The sequence below is a fragment of the Xylella fastidiosa genome (genome assembly GCF_011801475.1).
GTDB lineage: Bacteria > Pseudomonadota > Gammaproteobacteria > Xanthomonadales > Xanthomonadaceae > Xylella > Xylella fastidiosa.
This window is the reverse complement of record NZ_CP044352.1, coordinates 1,398,589-1,417,092: the sequence shown is the minus strand read 5'-3', so window position 1 is coordinate 1,417,092 and position 18,504 is coordinate 1,398,589. Positions and strand designations below refer to the sequence as shown.

The window sequence follows — 18,504 nt, the reverse complement described above, 5'->3', positions numbered from 1 at the left end:
ACTCAAATCTGTTTAAACAGATTCAAAGCTGACTTCCTGCTTCACCGAGGGCGGTTGCACCGCCGTCTTGCGACGAGGGCCAGCGCCTTCCTCTCCACAGGCTGATACCGTGGAACTCACGGCCATGTTCTTCAAATTAACCGAAGCGTTCACGTCGCGATCATGACGTGTGCCGCACCCCAAACACGCCCACTGGCGCACCGAGAGCGGCAATTCCTTGAGCGTGTGCCCGCACGTCGAGCACATCTTGCTACTGGCAAAGAAACGATCAGCCACCACAACCTGCGCACAACACATCGCCGCCTTATATTCAAGCTGCCGCCTGAATTCAAAAAAGCCCATGTCGGCGATGGAACGTGCCAAATGGCGATTCTTAACCATGCCTTTCATGCCTTTGACAGTCAGGTTCTCAATGCCAATGGTGTGAAAGCGCCGGGTAAGATCGCTGGTGAGTTTGTGCAGTGCATCTAAGCGAATTGCTGCAATACGTGCATGTAGATGCGCCAATGTGGCTTTGGCTTTGTGACGATTGGTAGAACCTTTGACTTTACGCGACACACTGCGTGAAAGCCTGCGCACGCGACCCAGCAGCGCCCTGTGGGGCCTGGGGCCACAGATTGTTTCTCCGGTTGAGAGCGTTGCCAGCGCCAACACACCCAGATCAACACCCACCGCGCCTTGCTTTTCAGCTTGAGGTAGATGTGATGGATCGGGCAGGTCCACGGTGATGCTAACAAACCAACGTGCAGCCACACGCGACACGGTGGCTGACATGATTCTGCCGGCAAAGCGCAACGTCTCACGCATGCGCACCCAGCCTAGGCGAGGAATGCGAATGCGTGAAGCGTCAAGGTCAAACTGGTCATTGGTCAGCGTGAATCGGTCATGCACGCCCTTTTTACGGGACTTCGGATACTTGGCACGACCTGCGAAGAAGTTCTGAAATGCCTACCCCAACTGGATGATTGCCATTTGAGGCGCGTTCTTGGTGACTTCGCCCATCCATGGAAACTGCTCACGCTTGATCGCGTTCAATTGCCGCCGCAAGGAATGTTGCTATGGCTTGGGAAGGGCACTGTCCAACGTACATGCTTCATATTGATGCCTCCATTCGGCTAACGCCCAGTTATAGGAAAAACCGGCCACACCTGCCGCACGCGACAGGTGGGTCGCCTGTACATTGTTAGGGTCCAGTGCAATACGGTGGGCCATCAGCATGGCGATGCCTCTACCGCTGTCTTCACGGCCTCCAGCAATTTCTGGTTCTTGCGGGAACGGCTGCCGTACAACCGTGCACTAAACACAGTGATGATCTCCAGCACATCTTTGGCAAGGTCTTCTTCAAAGCTTGTGTCTTGGCCCTGGTTGAGAATGACCACTTCAACATTTTTGGCCTCGCACAGCGCCAACACCAGTTCAGCACCAAAGCACAACAAACGATCCTTGTGAGTGATGACCAGCCGTCCTATCTGACCTTGATGATGGCATCAAGAAGCCGTTTCAAGCCCTTCTTGTGGTAGTTCATACCTGAACCAAGATCAGCGATGACCTCGAATGTCCAGCTCTGTTGGGCGCAGTACAACTCCAGTACCTGCTTTTGCCGTTCCAGATCATCCTTCTGATCGTGGCTGGAGACACGGCCATAGGACACAGTACGCCGGTTGGCCTCGGCTTGGGCACGAAACATCTCAGGGCGCAGTTTCGCCATATCGTAGCGGCGATGACCGCCGACGGTATGCTCGACGATCAACCGGCCTGACGCTTCCCAGCGCCGTGATCGACACCCCAAATGCCTGTGCCGCTTCGCCAATGCCAATTCAGGAGGCCGTGGAAGCGCTCCAGTGGACCAAGGCCAACCACCGTCCCACCTTCGGCCTCTCAGATCGCGCATGGTTGGCCTGCGATGTGTTTAAGCGCGCATGGCGCAACGCGCATCCGGCCATTGCCGCGTTTTGGCAGGCGTTGCAGTGCGCAGTCACAGACGCCATCGGCCACCCCGAAACGGCGCACACCTGCTGCGGTATCACCGTGCAGTACAGCCGTGCATGGCTGCGTCTGCGTCTGCCGTCGGGGCGGGTGCTTTACTACGCCGCTCCCAGAGTCGATGAGCACGGCGCGCTGTCCTACATGGGCACGCATCCGGTAACGCGCAAATGGACGCGCATCACCACCTACGGCGGCAAGCTGGTCGAGAACATCACCCAAGCTGTCAGCCGCGACGTGTTGGCCGCCTGCATGCCTGCGATTGAAACCGCCGGTTACGCGATTGTGTTAACCGTGCACGACGAAATCATTACCGAAGCCGATGACAACGCCGCTTTCAATGCCGCGCACTTGGCCGCACTCATGGCCACACCGCCCCCCTGGGCACAGGGGTTGCCCTTAGCGGCGGAAGGCTTCCAAACCCACCGGTATAGGAAGCAATGATGACCATTCCCCGTGAGCGGACAATCGAACGTTATTTAGTGGCCCAGGTCAGGGCCAAGGGCGGTGAAATCCGCAAGGTGAAATGGGGGGGCCGCCACGGTGCGCCGGACCGTATCGCCATGCTACCCAACGGGCGCACCCTGTGGGTGGAACTCAAAGCCCCAGGCCAGCAGTGCACACCGCATCAAGTCCGTGAGCATGAGCGCATGCGCGGCATGGGCCAGCGCGTGGTCGTGGTCGATTCCTTAAAAGGCGTGGATGAGGTGCTGGCGTGACTCAGAAAAACGCTTTGATGATCAGTGCAGCAACGCCCGCCACGAGCACGCCTAGCATCCACTTGAGTAGGAGCATTTCGCCTTTTATCTCAGCAAAGCGCGTATTCACCTGCGCAAAGCGCTGGTCCATGTTCTTTTCCACCTGCGCAAAGCGCGTATTCACCTGCGCAAAGCCTTCCTTCATATCCGCTTCAAGACGCGCTAATGCCTTGCCGTTTTTAGATTCAGACTCAGCAAGGCCTTGTAAATTTATTTCTAGCACTTCGGCCAAGGCTTCGGCTTCGGCCTCTGCGTGGGCCGCGGGAACCCCTGCCGTTTTCAGCCGGTTCGCAAATTTAAGCGTATCGAACGCTACAGATGTCACACAGTCCCCCGCTTTAGCTCCATGTGGTGGCGAGTATAGCAGCGTGCCTCCCACCCATCCTGAAGTGCTGCACGGAGCATTGGCATGAACCTGCGCCCCTACCAACACACCATCGTTGATTTCATCCTGACGCACCCACGCTGCAATTTGTTTGTGCCCATGGGTTTGGGGAAGACAGTAGCCACGCTGACGGCGTTAGATGTGCTCCTGGTGGTGGAAGACATTGCGCCTATTTTGGTGATTGCTCCGCTGCGCGTTGCGGCCACGACATGGCCGGATGAGGTGGCCAAGTTCCCCCATTTGCGCCATCTGCGGGTGTCCGTGGTCGTGGGTAGTGCGGCGGCACGTCGCCACGCCTTGGAGCAGGAGGCGGATATCTACTGCATTAATTACGACACTCTGAAATGGTTAGTGGAGTTTTACAAGGACCGTTGGCCGTTCCGTATGGTGGTCGCCGATGAGTGCTCCAAGTTGAAAGGGTTCCGGCTGCGGCAAGGAACACGGCGCGCCCGCGCACTGGCCACGCATGTGCATACCAAGGTGGAGCGCTACGTTGGGTTGACCGGCACGCCCGCGCCCAATGGGCTACAGGACCTGTGGGCGCTGATGTGGATGGTGGATCGTGGGGCACGGCTTGGGACGCATTTTAAAGCGTTTATCGATCGCTGGTTCCGTGCGATGCAGATCGGCAGTGATCCGCATGCGGTGCGCTTTGCGCCCACGCCACATGCATCTCAAGAGATTCAAGACAAGATACGCGACCTGTGTTTATCACTTGATCCACAGGCGTACTTCGATTTACGCCAGCCGATTGTCAATACGATTCGCGTTGCGTTGCCAGCACATGCGCAACGTCTGTACAAGGCGATGGAACAAGATATGTTCATCGCCTTGGAATGCGGTGCTGAAGTAGAAGCCTTTAACGCCGCCAGCAAGACAATTAAATGCCTGCAACTGGCCAATGGTGCGCTGTACACCGATGACACACGTCAGGCCTGGGAAGTCGTGCACGATGCGAAATTAGAGGCGCTGCACGACATTATCGAAGAAGCCGCCGGTATGCCGGTGTTGGTGGCGTATCACTTTAAAAGTGATGTCGCACGGTTGCAGCGTGCCTTCCCCAAGGGGCGTGCTTTGGACAAACACCCCGACACGATCCGCGATTGGAATGCGGGGAACATTCCCGTGCTATTTGCCCATCCGGCCAGTGCCGGTCATGGCTTAAATCTGCAAGACGGCGGAAATATTTTGGCCTTCTTCGGCCACTGGTGGGACCTGGAGCAGTACCAGCAGATCATCGAACGCATTGGGCCGACACGTCAGGCGCAAGCCGGACATACGCGGCCTGTATTTATTCACCACATCGTGGCGGCGGGCACGGTGGATGAATTGGTGATGGCCCGCCGTGAATCTAAACGCGAAGTACAGGACCTGCTGCTGGAAGCGGTGAAACGCAGAGAAACAGGCAAACCACTCACATCACAAGGAGCCATGACGCGATGAGCGCCCCATCAAATGAAAAGCATCAAGACACCCCACCACTCGAGTTATCCGATGAATGTGTGAGTCATTTTTCAGAACTTATTAAAGCGTTAGCTGCTTATAAGGAGATGAATGCAAAGAAGCAGGGGGAGGAAACCGAGCAGGAATCAGACAATGATTGAGACGCAAGCAAAACAACTACGAGACATGCCCCCAGCCGCTGGTTTATGTCTTTCTAGAAGTGAGGTGGCCGAGTTATGCGGTACTCCGCAACGCGCTCGCCAAGCCGCTTTTCTTAGGAAGAACGGCATTCGGCATTATCTGGATGCGCATGACTGGCCTGTCGTGCTGCGTGCTGCAATTGACGCGATGCCGCCTTCTGCGGTGGTTCGGCCTGTGTGGAAGTCTAATAAGGTCGCTTATGGGACGTAAGCCAATCAAAGCAGGCGCGATTCCGAGGTTTCGCGTGCGCCCTCAGAAGTCCGGCGTGGTGTATTACTACTACGATCATGGCGGCAAGCCACGCAAAGAGACGCCACTAGGACGCGACTACGGGTTAGCCATCAAGCGGTGGGCTGAGCTGGAGCATGCGCAGATCACTCCTGCGATTGCGGTGACGTTCCGCCATGTGGCCGAGCGTTACCGCGCTGAGGTGATCCCAACAAAGGCGTATAACACCCAACGCATGCACCACGTATATTTAAACTATCTGTTGCAGTTTTTCGACGATCCCCCCGCGCCGTTTGAGTCAATTAAACCTGTGAATATCCGCCAGTATCTAGATTGGCGGCCTTTTAAGGTAAGCGCTAATCGCGAAGTAGCATTATTTTCGCATCTTTGGAATTGGGCGCGGAGTAAGGGAATTACTGATCTTCCTAACCCTTGTGGGGGTATCCGGCGTAATAAGGAGCGGGGGCGCGACGTGTATATAGATGATACGACGTACCGCGCTGTGTACCAGGCAGCGGACCAAACGCTCAGGGATGCGATGGACCTCGCCTATCTGACGGGGCAGCGTGTGAGTGATGTTGTGTCTATGGATGAGCGCCATATTGTTAATGGCGCTTTGGAGATTTGCCAAGCTAAAACGGGAGTGAAATTGGCGATTGCGATTACGGGTGAATTGTCAGTTTTAATAAAGCGTATTTTTGATCGCAAGCGGGGGATGAAGCTGCGTAGCACGCGTTTGATTGTGGATGCGAAAGGCTTGGAGCTAAGTCGTATAGGATTGCGTTACAGGTTTGATAAGGCACGTGCTGCCGCAGGGGTCGCCAAGGAGGTATTCCAATTCCGCGATCTACGCGCCAAAGCGGCGACCGATAAGGCAGATTTGGCGGGCGATATGCGCCAAGCACAAGCACAATTGGGGCATGCGTCGGTGACGATGACGGAGCACTATGTACGCAAGCGCAAAGGGGCGAAGGTGACGCCTACGCGGTAAATTGCGGAGCGCTCCCAATATTGCGGAGCGGGCATATTTTTGTAACCAATTGATCATAATCATGATTCATCCCCCATCCATCAACAGAAACCAAGCCTGTTCGGCTTCAGCTAACCGTCTGGCAGCATGCTCGCGCTCATCGCCAAGACGCCTCATCACTTCGCCATTGGCATAATTGACCGGATCGGCAAGCTTGCGATCCAATTCGGTCAAGAGCGTCTCCAATTCGCTCACATGCTTTTCCGCAACCAATAGCTTTTGTGAGTTGACCGACTTTTTCACTGGGAGTTGAGAAGTAGGCGATTTGGCAGTCAACGAAGCCTGTGGCTGATTGACCTCCTCTGTCTTGGCGCGCACACCACGTGCCGCGGGACGTGTCCGCAGCCAAGCAGCGTATTGGTCAAGATCACCAGCAAACGGCTCGACCACACCATCAGCAACACGCCAAAACGTGTCGCACACTAAGCCAATCAAGTGACGGTCGTGCGAGACCATCACAATTGCTCCATCAAAATCACTCAGCGCCTCAGCCAAGGCTTCGCGCATCTCTAGATCCAGGTGGTTGGTGGGTTCATCAAGTAACAAAACATTCGGCTGCCGCCAAGCAATCAACGACAATGCCAAGCGCGCACGCTCACCTCCGGAAAAACCATCCACAGGTTCAAAGGCACGATCTCCAGGAAAATTCCATTTACCCAAAAAGTCGCGTATGGATTGGATCGGTGCTTGCGGCGCAAGGGTACGGAAATGATCAATCGGCGATTGTCCCTCGTGCAGTGATTCAACCGTGTGCTGTGCAAAATAGCCAATACGCACATCAGGATGAGCGATGCGCTCCCCCGTCAAAGGGGCCAGGTCACTCACCAATGTTTTGACCAGGGTCGATTTTCCGGCACCATTGGGACCAAGCAACCCAATACGGTCTCCCGCCTCAAGTCCAAAATCAACACGATGAAGAATCACGGCAGGCTGCGAAGGTGCTGCCGCATGGATATCAACAGGTGGAGGATCGGAGGGTGTAGACGGAGACAATACCGAATAACCGCAATTCACCTGGCGCAGCGTAATCAAGGAATGCGGTTGTTTGGTTGGCGGTGCAAACGTGATACGGAATTCACGCTCCATACGGACAGCCTCCGTTCCAGCCAACTTTTCTAAGCGTTTGATCCGGCTTTGTGCCTGCTTGGCTTTTGATGCTTTAGCCTTGAAACGGTCAATGAAGCTCTGCAAGTGAACACGCTCGGCCTGCTCTTTCTCAAAAGCAATCTGTTGCTGGCGTAGTTGCTCGGCACGTTGACGCTCGAAGTCGGTGTAGCCGCCCACGTATAGTTTGGCGTTACCATCATGCAAATGCAGGATATGCGTGGCAACGTTATCCAAAAACTCACGGTCATGACTAATCAGCAGCAACGTACCAGGGTACTTCTGCAACCATTGTTCTAACCAGAACACGGCATCCATATCCAGATGGTTGGTTGGTTCGTCCAGTAACAACAGATCACTGGGCATCATCAGTGCACGTGCCAGGTTCAAGCGGACGCGCCAGCCACCAGAGAACGTCGAGACAGCACGCCGCTGCGTCTGTGTGAGAAAACCCAGGCCATGCAGCAATTTACCTGCACGTGCTTCGGCGTCGTAACCGCCGATCTCGGCTAAGCGCTGATGGGCAGCGGCTACCGCCTCCCAATCCTCGCGTGCATTCGCCTCTGCCTCGACACGCAGGACCTCGGCAACCACATCATCACCACTGAGTACAAAGTCCAGGGCCAGATCCGATAAGGAGGGTGTTTCCTGCGCAACACTGGCAATACGTAATTTTCCAGGTAACTCAACATTGCCTTTGTCCGCTTCTAATTCGCCACGGATCGCTGCAAACAGACTGGACTTTCCAACACCATTGCGACCAACCACGCCAACACGATCCCCCGCATGCAAGGTGATATCAACATTGGACAGCAACAACCGCCCACCGCGGCGCATTGCGAAATGACGTAGAGAGATCATGCAACCTTCCTTTGATAGAGAAACAGCTCAGATAAACAGCGCTTGTGAGATGGCATTTTATTTAACGTTATGATTGTTTGGGTTTGGAAAACAGCATAAGACCCTCATTACATGGTTTTGCCATGTCTCTCACACAGCACAATTTCATGTTGAAGGTTGCAATGAACCCATTTGTATCTCTCACAGTAGCAAGCGTAACCGCACTCTTTGTTGCCTCCCCTGCGTTCGGTCAGGAGGCCACGCAATCTACAACGCTGGATACGATGATCGTTACCGGCACGCACGTGACCGAGCGTACTGTGGTGGAATCCCAATCGCCGATTGACATTATCAGCGCTGCACACTTGGCCGCTACGGGTAGTTCAGAACTGGCTACGGCGCTGTCCCGAATGTTGCCATCATTAAACTTTCCGCGTCCGGCACTGGCAGATGGCACCTCCGGTATTCGTCCGGCACAGATGCGTGGACTAGCGCCGGATCAAACATTGGTGCTGATCAATGGCAAGCGCCGCCACCTATCGGCGCAAATCAATGTCAATGGCACGATTGGGCGCGGCAGTTCAGCCGTTGATCTGAACACGATTCCCATCACCGCGATTGAGCGTATAGAAGTGCTGCGTGATGGGGCCTCGGCACAATATGGCTCAGATGCAATCGCCGGGGTCATCAATATTGTGCTGAAAGGTGCCACTCAGGATGGCAGTTTGGCAGTGGAACACGGTCAGTACAGCGCCGGCGATGGTGCCACATCCAAGCTATCCGGGGATTCCGGAATCTCTTTCGCTAACGGACGCGGCACGCTGCACCTGGCAATGGACATCAGCCAACAAGAGCAGACTAATCGTGCTGGTCCCTATCAAGGGAGCGCGCCCAATACCGGCAACTATCCCGACATTGGACGTACTGCATTTATCTACGGTGACCCAGGGGTCAATGCGGCTGCGTTCTCAGCTAATGGCATGTTCCATGTTGGGGAGCATGTGAAGGGTTACGCCAACGCCATGCTCAGCAACCGCGACATTACGTCGTTTGCGTTCTATCGCTCACGCAATCACAACGGGCAAAGCATGTTGCTGGCGCAGCGATATCCAGAGGGTTACGTGCCTGAAATCGAGCAGAACAGCAAAGACCGTTCACTGGTTGCCGGACTCAAGGGCAGCACCGAGCACGGCTTGAACTGGGATATGAGCTACAACTATGGAAGCAATCATATCGGCTTCCACACCAACAACAGCATTAACTACAGTCTGGGTGTGGAAAGTCCAAGGGATTTCTACGATGGTGCGTTGGAGTACACGCAACACTTGCTCAACACCGATTTTACTAAGGTGCTGGATTGGGGCCTGACTTATCCAGTCACACTCTCCTTCGGCACCGAATACCGCTATGAACAGTGGAACCAGTCCCCTGGCATTCCGGCTTCATATAACGGCATGACCGGCGGCGCGCAGGGATTTGCGGGGTTTTCACCTCTGAATACCGTGCATGCGAACCGTAATAATTACGCTCTGTATGCTGGACTGGATGGCGATCTTAGCGAGCACCTATCTGCAGGAGTGGCCGGGCGGTTCGAGCACTACTCTGATTTTGGCAATCAGACATCAGGCAAGCTCTCGGCACGCTATGCATTGACTGATCAGGCGGCGCTACGCGCCACCATCGGCAATGGCTTTCGTGCGCCGTCACTGGCACAGCAACGCTACCAAGTGGTCACCAGTACCTACAGCAACGGTACTTTCTACGAGTCAGGGACGTTCCCGACAACGAGTCCCGTTGCGCAAGCACTGGGTGCAGCGCCGCTGCGGGCTGAATCATCGTTGTCCTATAGCCTGGGTTTGGTACTACAACCGTTCGAACGGCTTTATTTGACGCTGGATACCTACCAAATCGACATCGCGCACCGGATCTTGCTGTCTTCCAATCTTAACGATGCAGCGGTACTTGCTGCACTACAGCAACAAGGCAATAGCAACGTTACCAGCGTTCGCTATTTCGCAAACGCGGCCAATACCCGCACCCGTGGTGTCGACTTGGTCGGTACGTATACGATTCCGTTCGCTGTAGGTCAGCTTGATCTGACCACAAGCTACAGTGGCATCGGCACCAGGATTCGCAGTGCAGTCACACAGCCAGCAGCACTCTCGGCCATCGGTTCAACGCAGACGATTGTAGGACGGGACGAAATCGGTCGGCTGGAAGAGAGTTTCCCGAAAGACAAGCTGATCCTCAGCGGTACGTGGAAGCTGACACAGTGGGATCTGATGCTCGCAGCAACACGCTACGGCACGGTAACGGTGCGTAATCCAACGTCCGTCTCACGCGATCAGACGTACGGCGCTCGCTGGGTAGTCGATGCGTCGGCCAGCTATAAGTCAGACATGCACTGGATGTTGACGTTGGGTGCAAACAATCTGTTGAATGCTTATCCAGATAAAACAGTCAACGCAATCAACTCGATCTACGGACAGATGCCTTACAGCAACTATGCGCCCTTCGGTTTTAACGGGACGTACGTGTATGCACGTATCGGTTACAGTTGGTAAGCGCCGCGGCCAGACGCTGCTTGACGGGAATCAGGTGCATCTTCAAAACGCGTGATGCTCTGCTTAGGTATCGCATCGCGTTGCAGTCATCAACGCAGGAAGAATGCCGATTGCGATGCCGCATCGGCATTCAACTGTGCCAGTGCATCTGAGAACGCCTCTATTGGCTGGGCACCATTCACTGCAATACGCCCATCCATCAGGAAAAATGGGACACCGTTTGCACCGTAACGCTGCAAGCGGCGCTGATCATCCTCTATCTCAGCGATAAAATCTTGACCAGCAAATAATGCGGCAACCGCTGTGCGCTCCAATCCCACGTCAAGCGCTAAAGGCGCCAAAATATCAGTATCCAATATGGGAGTTCCTTCGCTGAAATAAGCGCTGTAAAAGCGCTCCAAAAGGACTTCTTGCAATCCCTGGCGGTGTACCAAATACAACAAGCGGTGTGCCTGCAGGGTATCTGCGCCCTGAGTACCAAGCAATCGATACATTAAGCCTTCTTCGGCAGCAATTTTCTCAATACGTTGCTGTATTGCCACAATCTGTTCGGCGGAACCACCATAACGCTGCTGGAGTACGTCAATCACTGGAAGGGGAATCAGTTCCGGCATTAATCGGAATGCGCGGTGACGTACTCTGATGTGGGCAAACAATGATGAATTGCGGAGGGCGCGCTCCAAACGCCGCTTGCCAATCCAGCACTAAGGACAGATCAGATCCGACCATATCTGGATCTCCACAACAGGACTCGACATTGCGACACTCCTTAAAAATATCAGTAGAGACGTAGATACAAGCCAATCAGGGACATGCCATCTCCAGATCACGAGGATAGTCTGTAAAGGATACGTACGGTGACGTTTCTTTTTAAATCTGCTGATTTAAGGGTACGTGGAACACAAGTCATACTGACATACACGCCATGTATTGCGACTCACCAGACAATACGGGACACGTGCTCCTGGCAATGCACGTTATCTGTACCGCTGCCTGACATCCGTACCAAGAGTGGGGGTGAGATGGTAGCCACCCGTAAGATCGATCCCTCTGAGAGGAGGCGCAAATGGCTCTTCAGTCGGATTCAGCATGGATCAGTAGAGTTAAATCAAGCATCGCGTATTTTTCTGCTGATGTCTTCAGTATCCGATTGATCGTGTCTGCCCTAAAGAGGCTCTGAAAGAGACTTAGAAATACCGCGATTAACAATGAAGCAGCAGCGAGTTAATGAGAACACTCAGGTTAAATCTAGTGTAAATCTGATAAAAAATAAATGAATAATTTGACATTTAATAATTATTCGCGTTAATCGTTAGTAACGCATCCACTATGGCGCTTTTTTCCTTCTCATTTATCTCACAGCTGGAGTCGCCGCTATTATGAAGAACAGGTCCTGCTCCCTTGCGCTTATCATCACGATCGCTCTGATTTGCACCATCTCTCCACTACAGGCACAGAGCACCTCAAACAAAACTCTGGATACTCTCATCGTCACTGGTACACGCATTAGCGACCGTACTGCCGCGGAATCATCCTCACCAATTGACATTATTTCCCAAGAATCACTGGAAGCCACTGGGACAACAGAATTAGCCACTGCGCTGTCTCGCATGGTGCCATCGCTCAACTTTCCTCGTCCGGCAGTCAGCGACGGCAACGATGCAGTACGCCCAGCACAACTGCGCGGCTTGTCTCCAGACCAAGTCCTGGTGTTGGTCAACGGCAAGCGTTATCACACCACTGCGCTGGTTAATCTCAATGAGATCCAGGGTCGCGGCTCAGCACCTGCTGATCTCAACACGATTCCCATTGCTGCAATCGAACGTATCGAAGTACTGAGGGATGGTGCATCAGCACAGTACGGTTCAGATGCAATTGCCGGTGTCATTAACATCGTTCTCAAGGGGGCTGGTAAAGGGGGCAGCATTACGGGTCACTATGGTGAATACAAAGTCAAGGATGGGAAGCAATATGAGTTATCCGGGGACACGGGATTGAGTTTCGCAGGCACCGGAAAAGTTCACTTTGCTGCTCAAGGCGGTCACGAGGACCAGACCAATCGCGCCGTACCCTATAACGACGGCATCATCAGGCAACGCTACGGTGACCCGAAGATCAATCAAGGGGCGTTTTCGTACAACGGCAGTTACAGCCCGACAGAAGGTGTGACCTTCTATTCATTCGGTATGGTGAGCCGCCGTAAGGTGCTATCCAATGGCTTCTACCGTTGGGCCGACGATGCACGCAACCGACCGGAAATCTATCCAGAAGGTTTTCTGCCGCAAATCTACAACGTTGCCAATGACACGTCCTGGGTGAGCGGTATGAAAGCGTCGACTGCATGGGGACTCAACATCGACCTAAGCTACAATTATGGCAACAATCAGCTGACTTTCGATGTCAGAAACAGTCTCAATAACAGTCTGGGGCTGAGCAGTCCCACTGCATTCTATGCCGGCGGTCTAGAGATCACGCAGCATGTACTCAACGCAGACTTCAATAAGTCGGTGGATTGGGGACATCTGGCATATCCGCTGAACTTGGCATTCGGCGTGGAATGGCGTGGTGAAATATTCAATGAATATCAAGGAGAGGAAGCTTCCTATATAAACGGCGGAGTGCGTTCCAGTGCCGGTACGCTCTTACCAGGAGCACAAGTATTTTCTGGCTTCAAGCCATCCGATTCCGGCGGTTTTGATCGTAACAGCCATTCGATGTACATCGATCTGGAAGGCAATTTGACGGAGAAATTCTCTGCTGGAGTTGCCGGACGCTACGAACACTACAGTGACTTCAGCAACACCAGGACAGGCAAAGTGTCACTGCGTTACGCCTTCACTCCCCAAGTCGCGGTACGCGCCACCACGTCCAACGGCTTCCGTGCACCCTCTCTGCAACAGCAGTTTTTCCAATCAATCGCTACCGACTTTATCGCAGGTATACCTTACGAAATCGGCACTTTCCGCACTGACAACGCGGCCGCAGTCGCGCTGGGTGCGGAACCATTAAAAGCTGAGAAGTCCAAAAACTATAGTCTGGGTTTGGTCGTGCAACCAGTCGATGATCTGCATCTGACAATTGATGCGTACCGTATCAATATTGATGACCGTATCGTCCTTTCTGAAAATCTAACTTCAACCGCAGTACGTCATTACCTGCAAGCAAACGGCTACGCCGGCATCGGCGGCGGGCGCTATTTCACCAACGGGGTTGACACTAAGACAACTGGCCTGGATGCAATCAGTAGCTACCATTGGGCGCTGAGCAACAGCACGATGGATTTCACGCTTGGTTATAACTACAACAAAACAGAGGTCAAGCGCGTCGCCGACAACCCAACACGGTTAACAGCGATAGACCCAAGTGCCGTACGCATTAGCCAAGCTGAGCTGACTCGCATCACCAGAGGGGCTCCTCGCGACAAGGCGTTCCTCAGTGGAGTGTGGAACATCGGCCACTGGTCGTTTACCACCACAGGCACGCGCTGGGGTGAGTTCACGGTCTACAACACACCAACGGCTGTGCCCGTGCAACAGAGGTTCGCTCCAAAATGGACACTGGATCTAGCGGTGTCTTACAAGTTGCAGCACTGGAATTTCACGATAGGTGGGGACAATGTCACCAACACCTATCCAGAACGCGATCTCATCGGGCAAGGAACACCGGCCTATTTACCGTATAGCAGATCTTCACCTTTTGGCTTCAACGGAGCATTTGCCTACGCCAACATCAGCTACAACTGGTGAATCCAGCCCCTGGGCCGATGCCTAACGTCGGCCCAGGAACATTGAGTATGAGTTTGGAATAATGGAAGTCTCCAAACGCTAGTTAACATGCATAGCGTTGCAAGGATTTTCCTACAGAGAGAGTATGTGTATTGAGCGCATCAAAATCACAGCCGCTCAATTTATACAGGTCAAACACTCTTTTTAGCCGCATTACCTAGGAAATGCGGCAACGTCAATGCGATGACTCTATAGGGTAAAGGACGCCATCCTATATTTGGCTGACCACGGCTACACATGGCTTGGCCTACCCAAGCGCTTCGGCCACTGGTATACGATCTACAGATGCATCACATAACATCAGTATAAAAATAGATCCAGAACAGTACAGCAGCGCACCCCAAACAACGGTCCATCGGTGATCAACAAGTCCCATGATAGATGGCACAAAAACACCCTTTGGAACAGGCACTCATCACTTTGTCTGTAACGCTTGGAGAAGCAGACGATAGGCTGAAAAATCACTCATTGTGAAGTTGTTCTAGCGACAGAATCGCCTTTTGCAGATACGCATAGGGTACCGCAGAGAATACTGCAGAATTCTTAAAATAATGTTTGACTTAGATTTCACCCTAGTCGTGCCACTACTACGCACATGCAGCGAGTCTCAAGAATACGAGGACACAATGTACATGCACTGCGATGAGATGAAACCGCTATTACGCATGCTCAATGGCTATCACAACAGTAGATAGAGCAAGCTCTGTGTCATGCGCATGACACAGATCCACTTTGATACCTGGATGAAATGGCTTGCGATTATAAAGAGGCGCATCAAAATGTCTTATCAGAAGACATATTTAAGCCAATCTGTATCAGCAGCGTATACTATTTAAAGACATTAATAGTCCCATAACGGACTCGGCTCAGCATTTCCCCCATATCAACAGCCTCTTTTCATGCCTTTCTCCACTTCTCCAGGAAAGTGCATCAGTGGATACCTACTGATATTTCCAGGACGCTTCACACACAAGGTACACAATGCACCACGACACCAGTCTCATCGACATCATCGCCGTCGGCCTCAGCTTGGCTTTCGTACTCGGCGCACTGGCACAACGCCTGAAACTCTCGACCCTGGTTGGCTATCTTGTTGCCGGCATCTGCGTTGGTCCGTTTACACCTGGCTTTGTTGCTGACCAGCAAATTGCTAATCAGTTGTCTGAATTGGGCGTGATGCTGTTGATGTTCGGCGTGGGGCTGCACTTCTCTTTGGAGGACTTGCTCGAAGTTAAAGCAATCGCAATCCCGGGCGCACTCGTACAGATCGCGGCGGCAACCCTACTTGGTTGGGGCTTAGCCTGGACCATGGGCTGGCCGATGGTGCAAGGCGTGGTGTTCGGCTTGGCATTGTCAGTCGCCAGTACTGTAGTGCTGCTTCGTGCACTTGAAGAGCGGCGCTTGATCGACACGCAGCGTGGACGTATCGCAGTAGGCTGGTTAATCGTTGAAGATTTAGTGATGGTACTGGCGCTGGTCCTGCTACCAGCACTGGCACAGATGCTCAACGGTAACGAATCTGTTGCAGGACACACGCAGAACGCCGGCAGCGATAGTAACGCGATGCTGACCGCTCTGGGCTGGACATTACTGAAGATGACTGGCTTTGTTGCAGTCATGCTTGTGGTCGGGCGCAGGGTGATCCCATGGTCGCTGGAGAAAGTAGCGGCAACTGGGTCACGCGAATTGTTTACTCTGGCTGTTCTTGGTATTGCGCTTGGCGTGGCATTCGGTTCGGCAAAACTGTTCGGCGTCTCATTTGCATTAGGTGCGTTCTTCGCCGGGATGGTGCTCAAAGGCTCAGAGACAAGTCACGCTGCAGCTACCGATTCACTGCCATTGCGGGATGCCTTCGCAGTACTGTTCTTTGTGGCTGTCGGCATGCTGTTCAATCCAGCAATCCTGATTGAACACCCCTTTCAGGTATTGGCCACTTTTCTAACGATTACTATCGGCAAATCGGCGGCAGCTTTCCTCATCGTACGCGCATTTGGCCATCCAACCAGCACTGCGCTCACCATTTCTACCAGCTTGGCGCAAATCGGCGAGTTCTCGTTCATTCTCGCAGGACTTGGAATACAGTTGGCGATCTTACCGGAGACCGGACGTGATCTAATTTTGGCCGGGGCATTGTTATCGATCATCGCCAATCCATTCTTGTTCACCTGGCTAGACCGTTGGCAGGCACAACAAACAGCAGAAGAAACCACTCTGGTTGAACCTGAGCTGCCACCAGGCCCCAGTCCCGACTTGTACAACCATGCCATCGTCATTGGCTATGGCCGGGTTGGTAGCATGTTGGCGCAACTACTGCAAAGCAGACATGTACCGCTACTAGTGATTGACGACAACAGCGAACATGTTCTTAAAGCACACGCAGCGGGAATTCCTGCGATCCGCGGCAGTGCCGCCGCTGACCTGGTATTGGCAGAAGCACATCCAGAACGAGCGAAAATCGCAGTGCTGGCCATCCCACAACCACTGGAGGCTGGCGAGATACTTGCCAAGCTGCGTGCATTGAATCCAGAGCTGACCCTAGTCGCAAGAGCGCAAAACGACGCTGAGGTCAAGCACCTGCTGGGACACGGCGCCGATGCCACTGTAGTAGCAGAACACGAAATGGCACACTCGTTGGCCGAAATGGTACTTTCATCGACCAATCATCCCAACAGTACACGCCTACAACCTGCCATAGCGTGAACCACACCGCCCACATCAGGCTGCTGCGCCACTCAAATAGCCGAATCTCTCAAAACAACACTCATCAATCATGCGTGTACTGGCATCTGCAATCGATAGTGTTCACCATATGTACCCAGGACGTCTGTTTACCTTTGGCGTCTTTGGAATTGAGCCTGATACGAACGTTTAGACGATCAATTTCACGCCTGTAGGTTGGTAGGTTTCCTGGGAATTGTTTTAAGAGAAGCACGCGGTGTTGCCTCCATTGAGATCACGCCGCAACGGCAACCCGCACAATGTCACCGATTTGAAATAAAAATATCATTTCATGTCGCTACCTTTTGGCACTTTAACTAGCAATTTTAATTAAATTAGGAACGATCGGAGTTTTCATGAAAGTACATTTTGCTGGTTTCACTCTCCTTTGTTTATGCACTGCCGTAACAATCACCGGCTGTAAACCTTCCAACGATAACCAGTCAACAGGCGTCAGTCAGGATGCGAACAGTACGACGCCCCCCTCTGCCGAGCAAACCAAGAGTGTGAAGATTTCAGGCGCAGGTGCCTCATTTATATATCCACTGATCTCGCAATGGTCAGCCGACTACAACGCCGCCACTGGCAATAAAATTAACTATCAGTCAATCGGCTCAGGCGGTGGTATTGCCCAAATCAAAGCCGCCACAATCGATTTTGGTTCTTCTGACAAGCCACTTGACAGCAGCGAACTGACCAAAGCGGGTCTAGGGCAGTTTCCATCGGCCATAGGCGGCGTCGTGCCGGTGGTCAATCTAGACAACATCGAACCAGGCAAACTACGCCTTACAGGCCCCCTGCTTGCAGATATTTTCCTGGGGAAGATCAGTAAGTGGAATGACGCAGCAATCATCAGCGCCAATCCGGGGTTACATCTTCCCGACACTAAAATCAACATCGTGCATCGTTCCGATGGCTCTGGCACGACATTCAATTTCAGCAACTATCTATCAAAAGTCAGCGCGGAATGGAAACAGAAAGTGGGTGAAGGCACTTCAGTGCAGTGGCCCGGAGGCGTCGGCGGTAAAGGCAACGAAGGTGTAGCCTCATATGTTCAACAGATTAAAGGCTCGATCGGCTACGTTGAACTGGCGTATGCGCTTCAGAACAAAATGTCATATACAGCACTCCAGAACGCTGCTGGTCAATGGGTACAACCAAGCGCAGAAAGCTTTGCAGCCGCCGCATCCAACGCAGACTGGAGCAATGCAAAGGATTTCAATTTGGTCATCACCAACGCTACTGGGGAAGGCGCTTGGCCAATCACAGCCACAAACTTTATATTGATGCCCAAGCAAACTAAGGATGCAGCGCAAAGAAAAGCCACTCTAGACTTCTTCAAGTGGTGCTTTGAAAATGGGCAGAAACAAGCCAATGAATTACACTACGTGCCATTGCCACCAAATCTGGTGAAGCAAATCGAAGCTTATTGGGCAAGCGAATTCAAGTAATGTGTTACGCATCC

At 53.0% G+C, this 18,504-nt stretch carries 14 protein-coding genes and 2 pseudogenes; 10 read left to right on the top strand and 6 right to left on the bottom strand.

What is annotated here, in order from left to right:
* Nucleotides 1–12: 12 nt before the first annotated feature.
* From F7G16_RS06240 to F7G16_RS06235, 3 genes and pseudogenes are all read right to left on the bottom strand, one after another.
* Nucleotides 13–936 (bottom strand): annotated as a pseudogene (locus F7G16_RS06240) (RNA-guided endonuclease InsQ/TnpB family protein); the annotation flags it as partial.
* A 120-nt stretch (nt 937–1,056) separates the two neighbouring features.
* Entirely contained in the window at nt 1,057–1,218 is a 162-nt protein-coding gene (locus F7G16_RS12170; protein ID WP_014607806.1) for a helix-turn-helix domain-containing protein, read from the bottom strand.
* Nucleotides 1,212–1,817: pseudogene (locus F7G16_RS06235) on the bottom strand (IS607 family transposase). The gene F7G16_RS12170 and the pseudogene F7G16_RS06235 overlap by 7 nt, the downstream one beginning before the upstream one ends.
* Between F7G16_RS06235 and F7G16_RS06230 the strand changes: the two are divergent.
* Nucleotides 1,810–2,427, top strand: coding sequence for a DNA polymerase family A protein (locus F7G16_RS06230; RefSeq protein WP_014607809.1), 618 nt, complete (start codon nt 1,810–1,812; stop codon nt 2,425–2,427). The pseudogene F7G16_RS06235 and the gene F7G16_RS06230 overlap by 8 nt on opposite strands.
* The gene (locus F7G16_RS06225) at nt 2,424–2,702 is read left to right on the top strand and encodes a PDDEXK family nuclease (protein WP_011097962.1); all 279 of its coding nucleotides are present in this window, start codon (nt 2,424–2,426) and stop codon (nt 2,700–2,702) included. The genes F7G16_RS06230 and F7G16_RS06225 overlap by 4 nt, the downstream gene beginning before the upstream one ends.
* Nucleotide 2,703: 1 nt before the next feature.
* Here F7G16_RS06225 and F7G16_RS06220 read toward each other — a convergent pair whose 3' ends face one another.
* On the bottom strand, nt 2,704–3,066 hold the full coding sequence (locus tag F7G16_RS06220; RefSeq protein WP_012382646.1) for a hypothetical protein: 363 nt from the start codon (nt 3,064–3,066) through the stop codon (nt 2,704–2,706).
* A gap of 84 nt (nt 3,067–3,150) precedes the next feature.
* Here F7G16_RS06220 and F7G16_RS06215 point away from each other — a divergent pair, with 84 nt between their 5' ends.
* The 4 genes from F7G16_RS06215 to F7G16_RS06200 are packed head-to-tail and all read left to right on the top strand — an operon-like array spanning nt 3,151 to nt 5,989.
* Nucleotides 3,151–4,569, top strand: coding sequence for a DEAD/DEAH box helicase (locus F7G16_RS06215; protein WP_011097622.1), 1,419 nt, complete (start codon nt 3,151–3,153; stop codon nt 4,567–4,569).
* On the top strand, nt 4,566–4,730 hold the full coding sequence (locus tag F7G16_RS06210; protein ID WP_012382647.1) for a hypothetical protein: 165 nt from the start codon (nt 4,566–4,568) through the stop codon (nt 4,728–4,730). Before F7G16_RS06215 ends, F7G16_RS06210 begins: the two co-directional genes overlap by 4 nt.
* Nucleotides 4,723–4,980 (top strand): DUF4224 domain-containing protein, encoded by a 258-nt coding sequence (locus F7G16_RS06205; protein ID WP_011097965.1) that lies wholly within the window; start codon nt 4,723–4,725, stop codon nt 4,978–4,980. Before F7G16_RS06210 ends, F7G16_RS06205 begins: the two co-directional genes overlap by 8 nt.
* Nucleotides 4,970–5,989, top strand: coding sequence for a tyrosine-type recombinase/integrase (locus F7G16_RS06200; protein ID WP_011097994.1), 1,020 nt, complete (start codon nt 4,970–4,972; stop codon nt 5,987–5,989). The genes F7G16_RS06205 and F7G16_RS06200 overlap by 11 nt, the downstream gene beginning before the upstream one ends.
* A 66-nt stretch (nt 5,990–6,055) precedes the next feature.
* Here the strand turns inward: F7G16_RS06200 and F7G16_RS06195 are convergent, their stop codons facing one another.
* Entirely contained in the window at nt 6,056–7,993 is a 1,938-nt protein-coding gene (locus F7G16_RS06195) for an ABC-F family ATP-binding cassette domain-containing protein (protein ID WP_004088646.1), read from the bottom strand.
* Between the two features lie 161 nt (nt 7,994–8,154).
* Between F7G16_RS06195 and F7G16_RS06190 the strand changes: the two genes are divergently transcribed.
* A complete protein-coding gene (locus F7G16_RS06190; protein WP_038233183.1) occupies nt 8,155–10,536 on the top strand; it encodes a TonB-dependent receptor plug domain-containing protein in 2,382 nt (793 codons plus the stop codon).
* An 89-nt stretch (nt 10,537–10,625) separates the two neighbouring features.
* Here F7G16_RS06190 and F7G16_RS06185 read toward each other — a convergent pair whose 3' ends face one another.
* A complete protein-coding gene (locus F7G16_RS06185) occupies nt 10,626–11,192 on the bottom strand; it encodes a DsbA family oxidoreductase (RefSeq protein WP_228762189.1) in 567 nt (188 codons plus the stop codon).
* Between the two features lie 723 nt (nt 11,193–11,915).
* Here F7G16_RS06185 and F7G16_RS06180 point away from each other — a divergent pair.
* The 3 genes from F7G16_RS06180 (at nt 11,916) to pstS (ending at nt 18,490) form a co-directional block, all read left to right on the top strand.
* The gene (locus tag F7G16_RS06180; RefSeq protein WP_038233097.1) at nt 11,916–14,282 is read left to right on the top strand and encodes a TonB-dependent receptor; all 2,367 of its coding nucleotides are present in this window, start codon (nt 11,916–11,918) and stop codon (nt 14,280–14,282) included.
* Between the two features lie 1,020 nt (nt 14,283–15,302).
* Nucleotides 15,303–17,021 carry a YbaL family putative K(+) efflux transporter gene (gene ybaL / locus F7G16_RS06175; RefSeq protein WP_011097997.1) on the top strand — a complete coding sequence of 573 codons (1,719 nt, stop codon included), beginning with the start codon at nt 15,303–15,305 and terminating at the stop codon, nt 17,019–17,021.
* Between the two features lie 374 nt (nt 17,022–17,395).
* The gene (pstS, locus tag F7G16_RS06170; RefSeq protein WP_004086092.1) at nt 17,396–18,490 is read left to right on the top strand and encodes a phosphate ABC transporter substrate-binding protein PstS; all 1,095 of its coding nucleotides are present in this window, start codon (nt 17,396–17,398) and stop codon (nt 18,488–18,490) included.
* Nucleotides 18,491–18,504: the final 14 nt, after the last annotated feature.

What these genes read in the sequence shown, in the direction of transcription:
- F7G16_RS12170 (WP_014607806.1), bottom strand. Translation starts at nt 1,218, where the DNA reads ATGCTGATGGCCCACCGTATTGCACTGGACCCTAACAATGTACAGGCG.
- F7G16_RS06230 (WP_014607809.1), top strand. Translation starts at nt 1,810, where the DNA reads ATGCCAATTCAGGAGGCCGTGGAAGCGCTCCAGTGGACCAAGGCCAAC.
- F7G16_RS06225 (WP_011097962.1), top strand. Translation starts at nt 2,424, where the DNA reads ATGATGACCATTCCCCGTGAGCGGACAATCGAACGTTATTTAGTGGCC.
- F7G16_RS06215 (WP_011097622.1), top strand. Translation starts at nt 3,151, where the DNA reads ATGAACCTGCGCCCCTACCAACACACCATCGTTGATTTCATCCTGACG.
- F7G16_RS06210 (WP_012382647.1), top strand. Translation starts at nt 4,566, where the DNA reads ATGAGCGCCCCATCAAATGAAAAGCATCAAGACACCCCACCACTCGAG.
- F7G16_RS06205 (WP_011097965.1), top strand. Translation starts at nt 4,723, where the DNA reads ATGATTGAGACGCAAGCAAAACAACTACGAGACATGCCCCCAGCCGCT.
- F7G16_RS06200 (WP_011097994.1), top strand. Translation starts at nt 4,970, where the DNA reads ATGGGACGTAAGCCAATCAAAGCAGGCGCGATTCCGAGGTTTCGCGTG.
- F7G16_RS06195 (WP_004088646.1), bottom strand. Translation starts at nt 7,993, where the DNA reads ATGATCTCTCTACGTCATTTCGCAATGCGCCGCGGTGGGCGGTTGTTG.
- F7G16_RS06190 (WP_038233183.1), top strand. Translation starts at nt 8,155, where the DNA reads ATGAACCCATTTGTATCTCTCACAGTAGCAAGCGTAACCGCACTCTTT.
- F7G16_RS06180 (WP_038233097.1), top strand. Translation starts at nt 11,916, where the DNA reads ATGAAGAACAGGTCCTGCTCCCTTGCGCTTATCATCACGATCGCTCTG.
- ybaL (WP_011097997.1), top strand. Translation starts at nt 15,303, where the DNA reads ATGCACCACGACACCAGTCTCATCGACATCATCGCCGTCGGCCTCAGC.
- pstS (WP_004086092.1), top strand. Translation starts at nt 17,396, where the DNA reads ATGAAAGTACATTTTGCTGGTTTCACTCTCCTTTGTTTATGCACTGCC.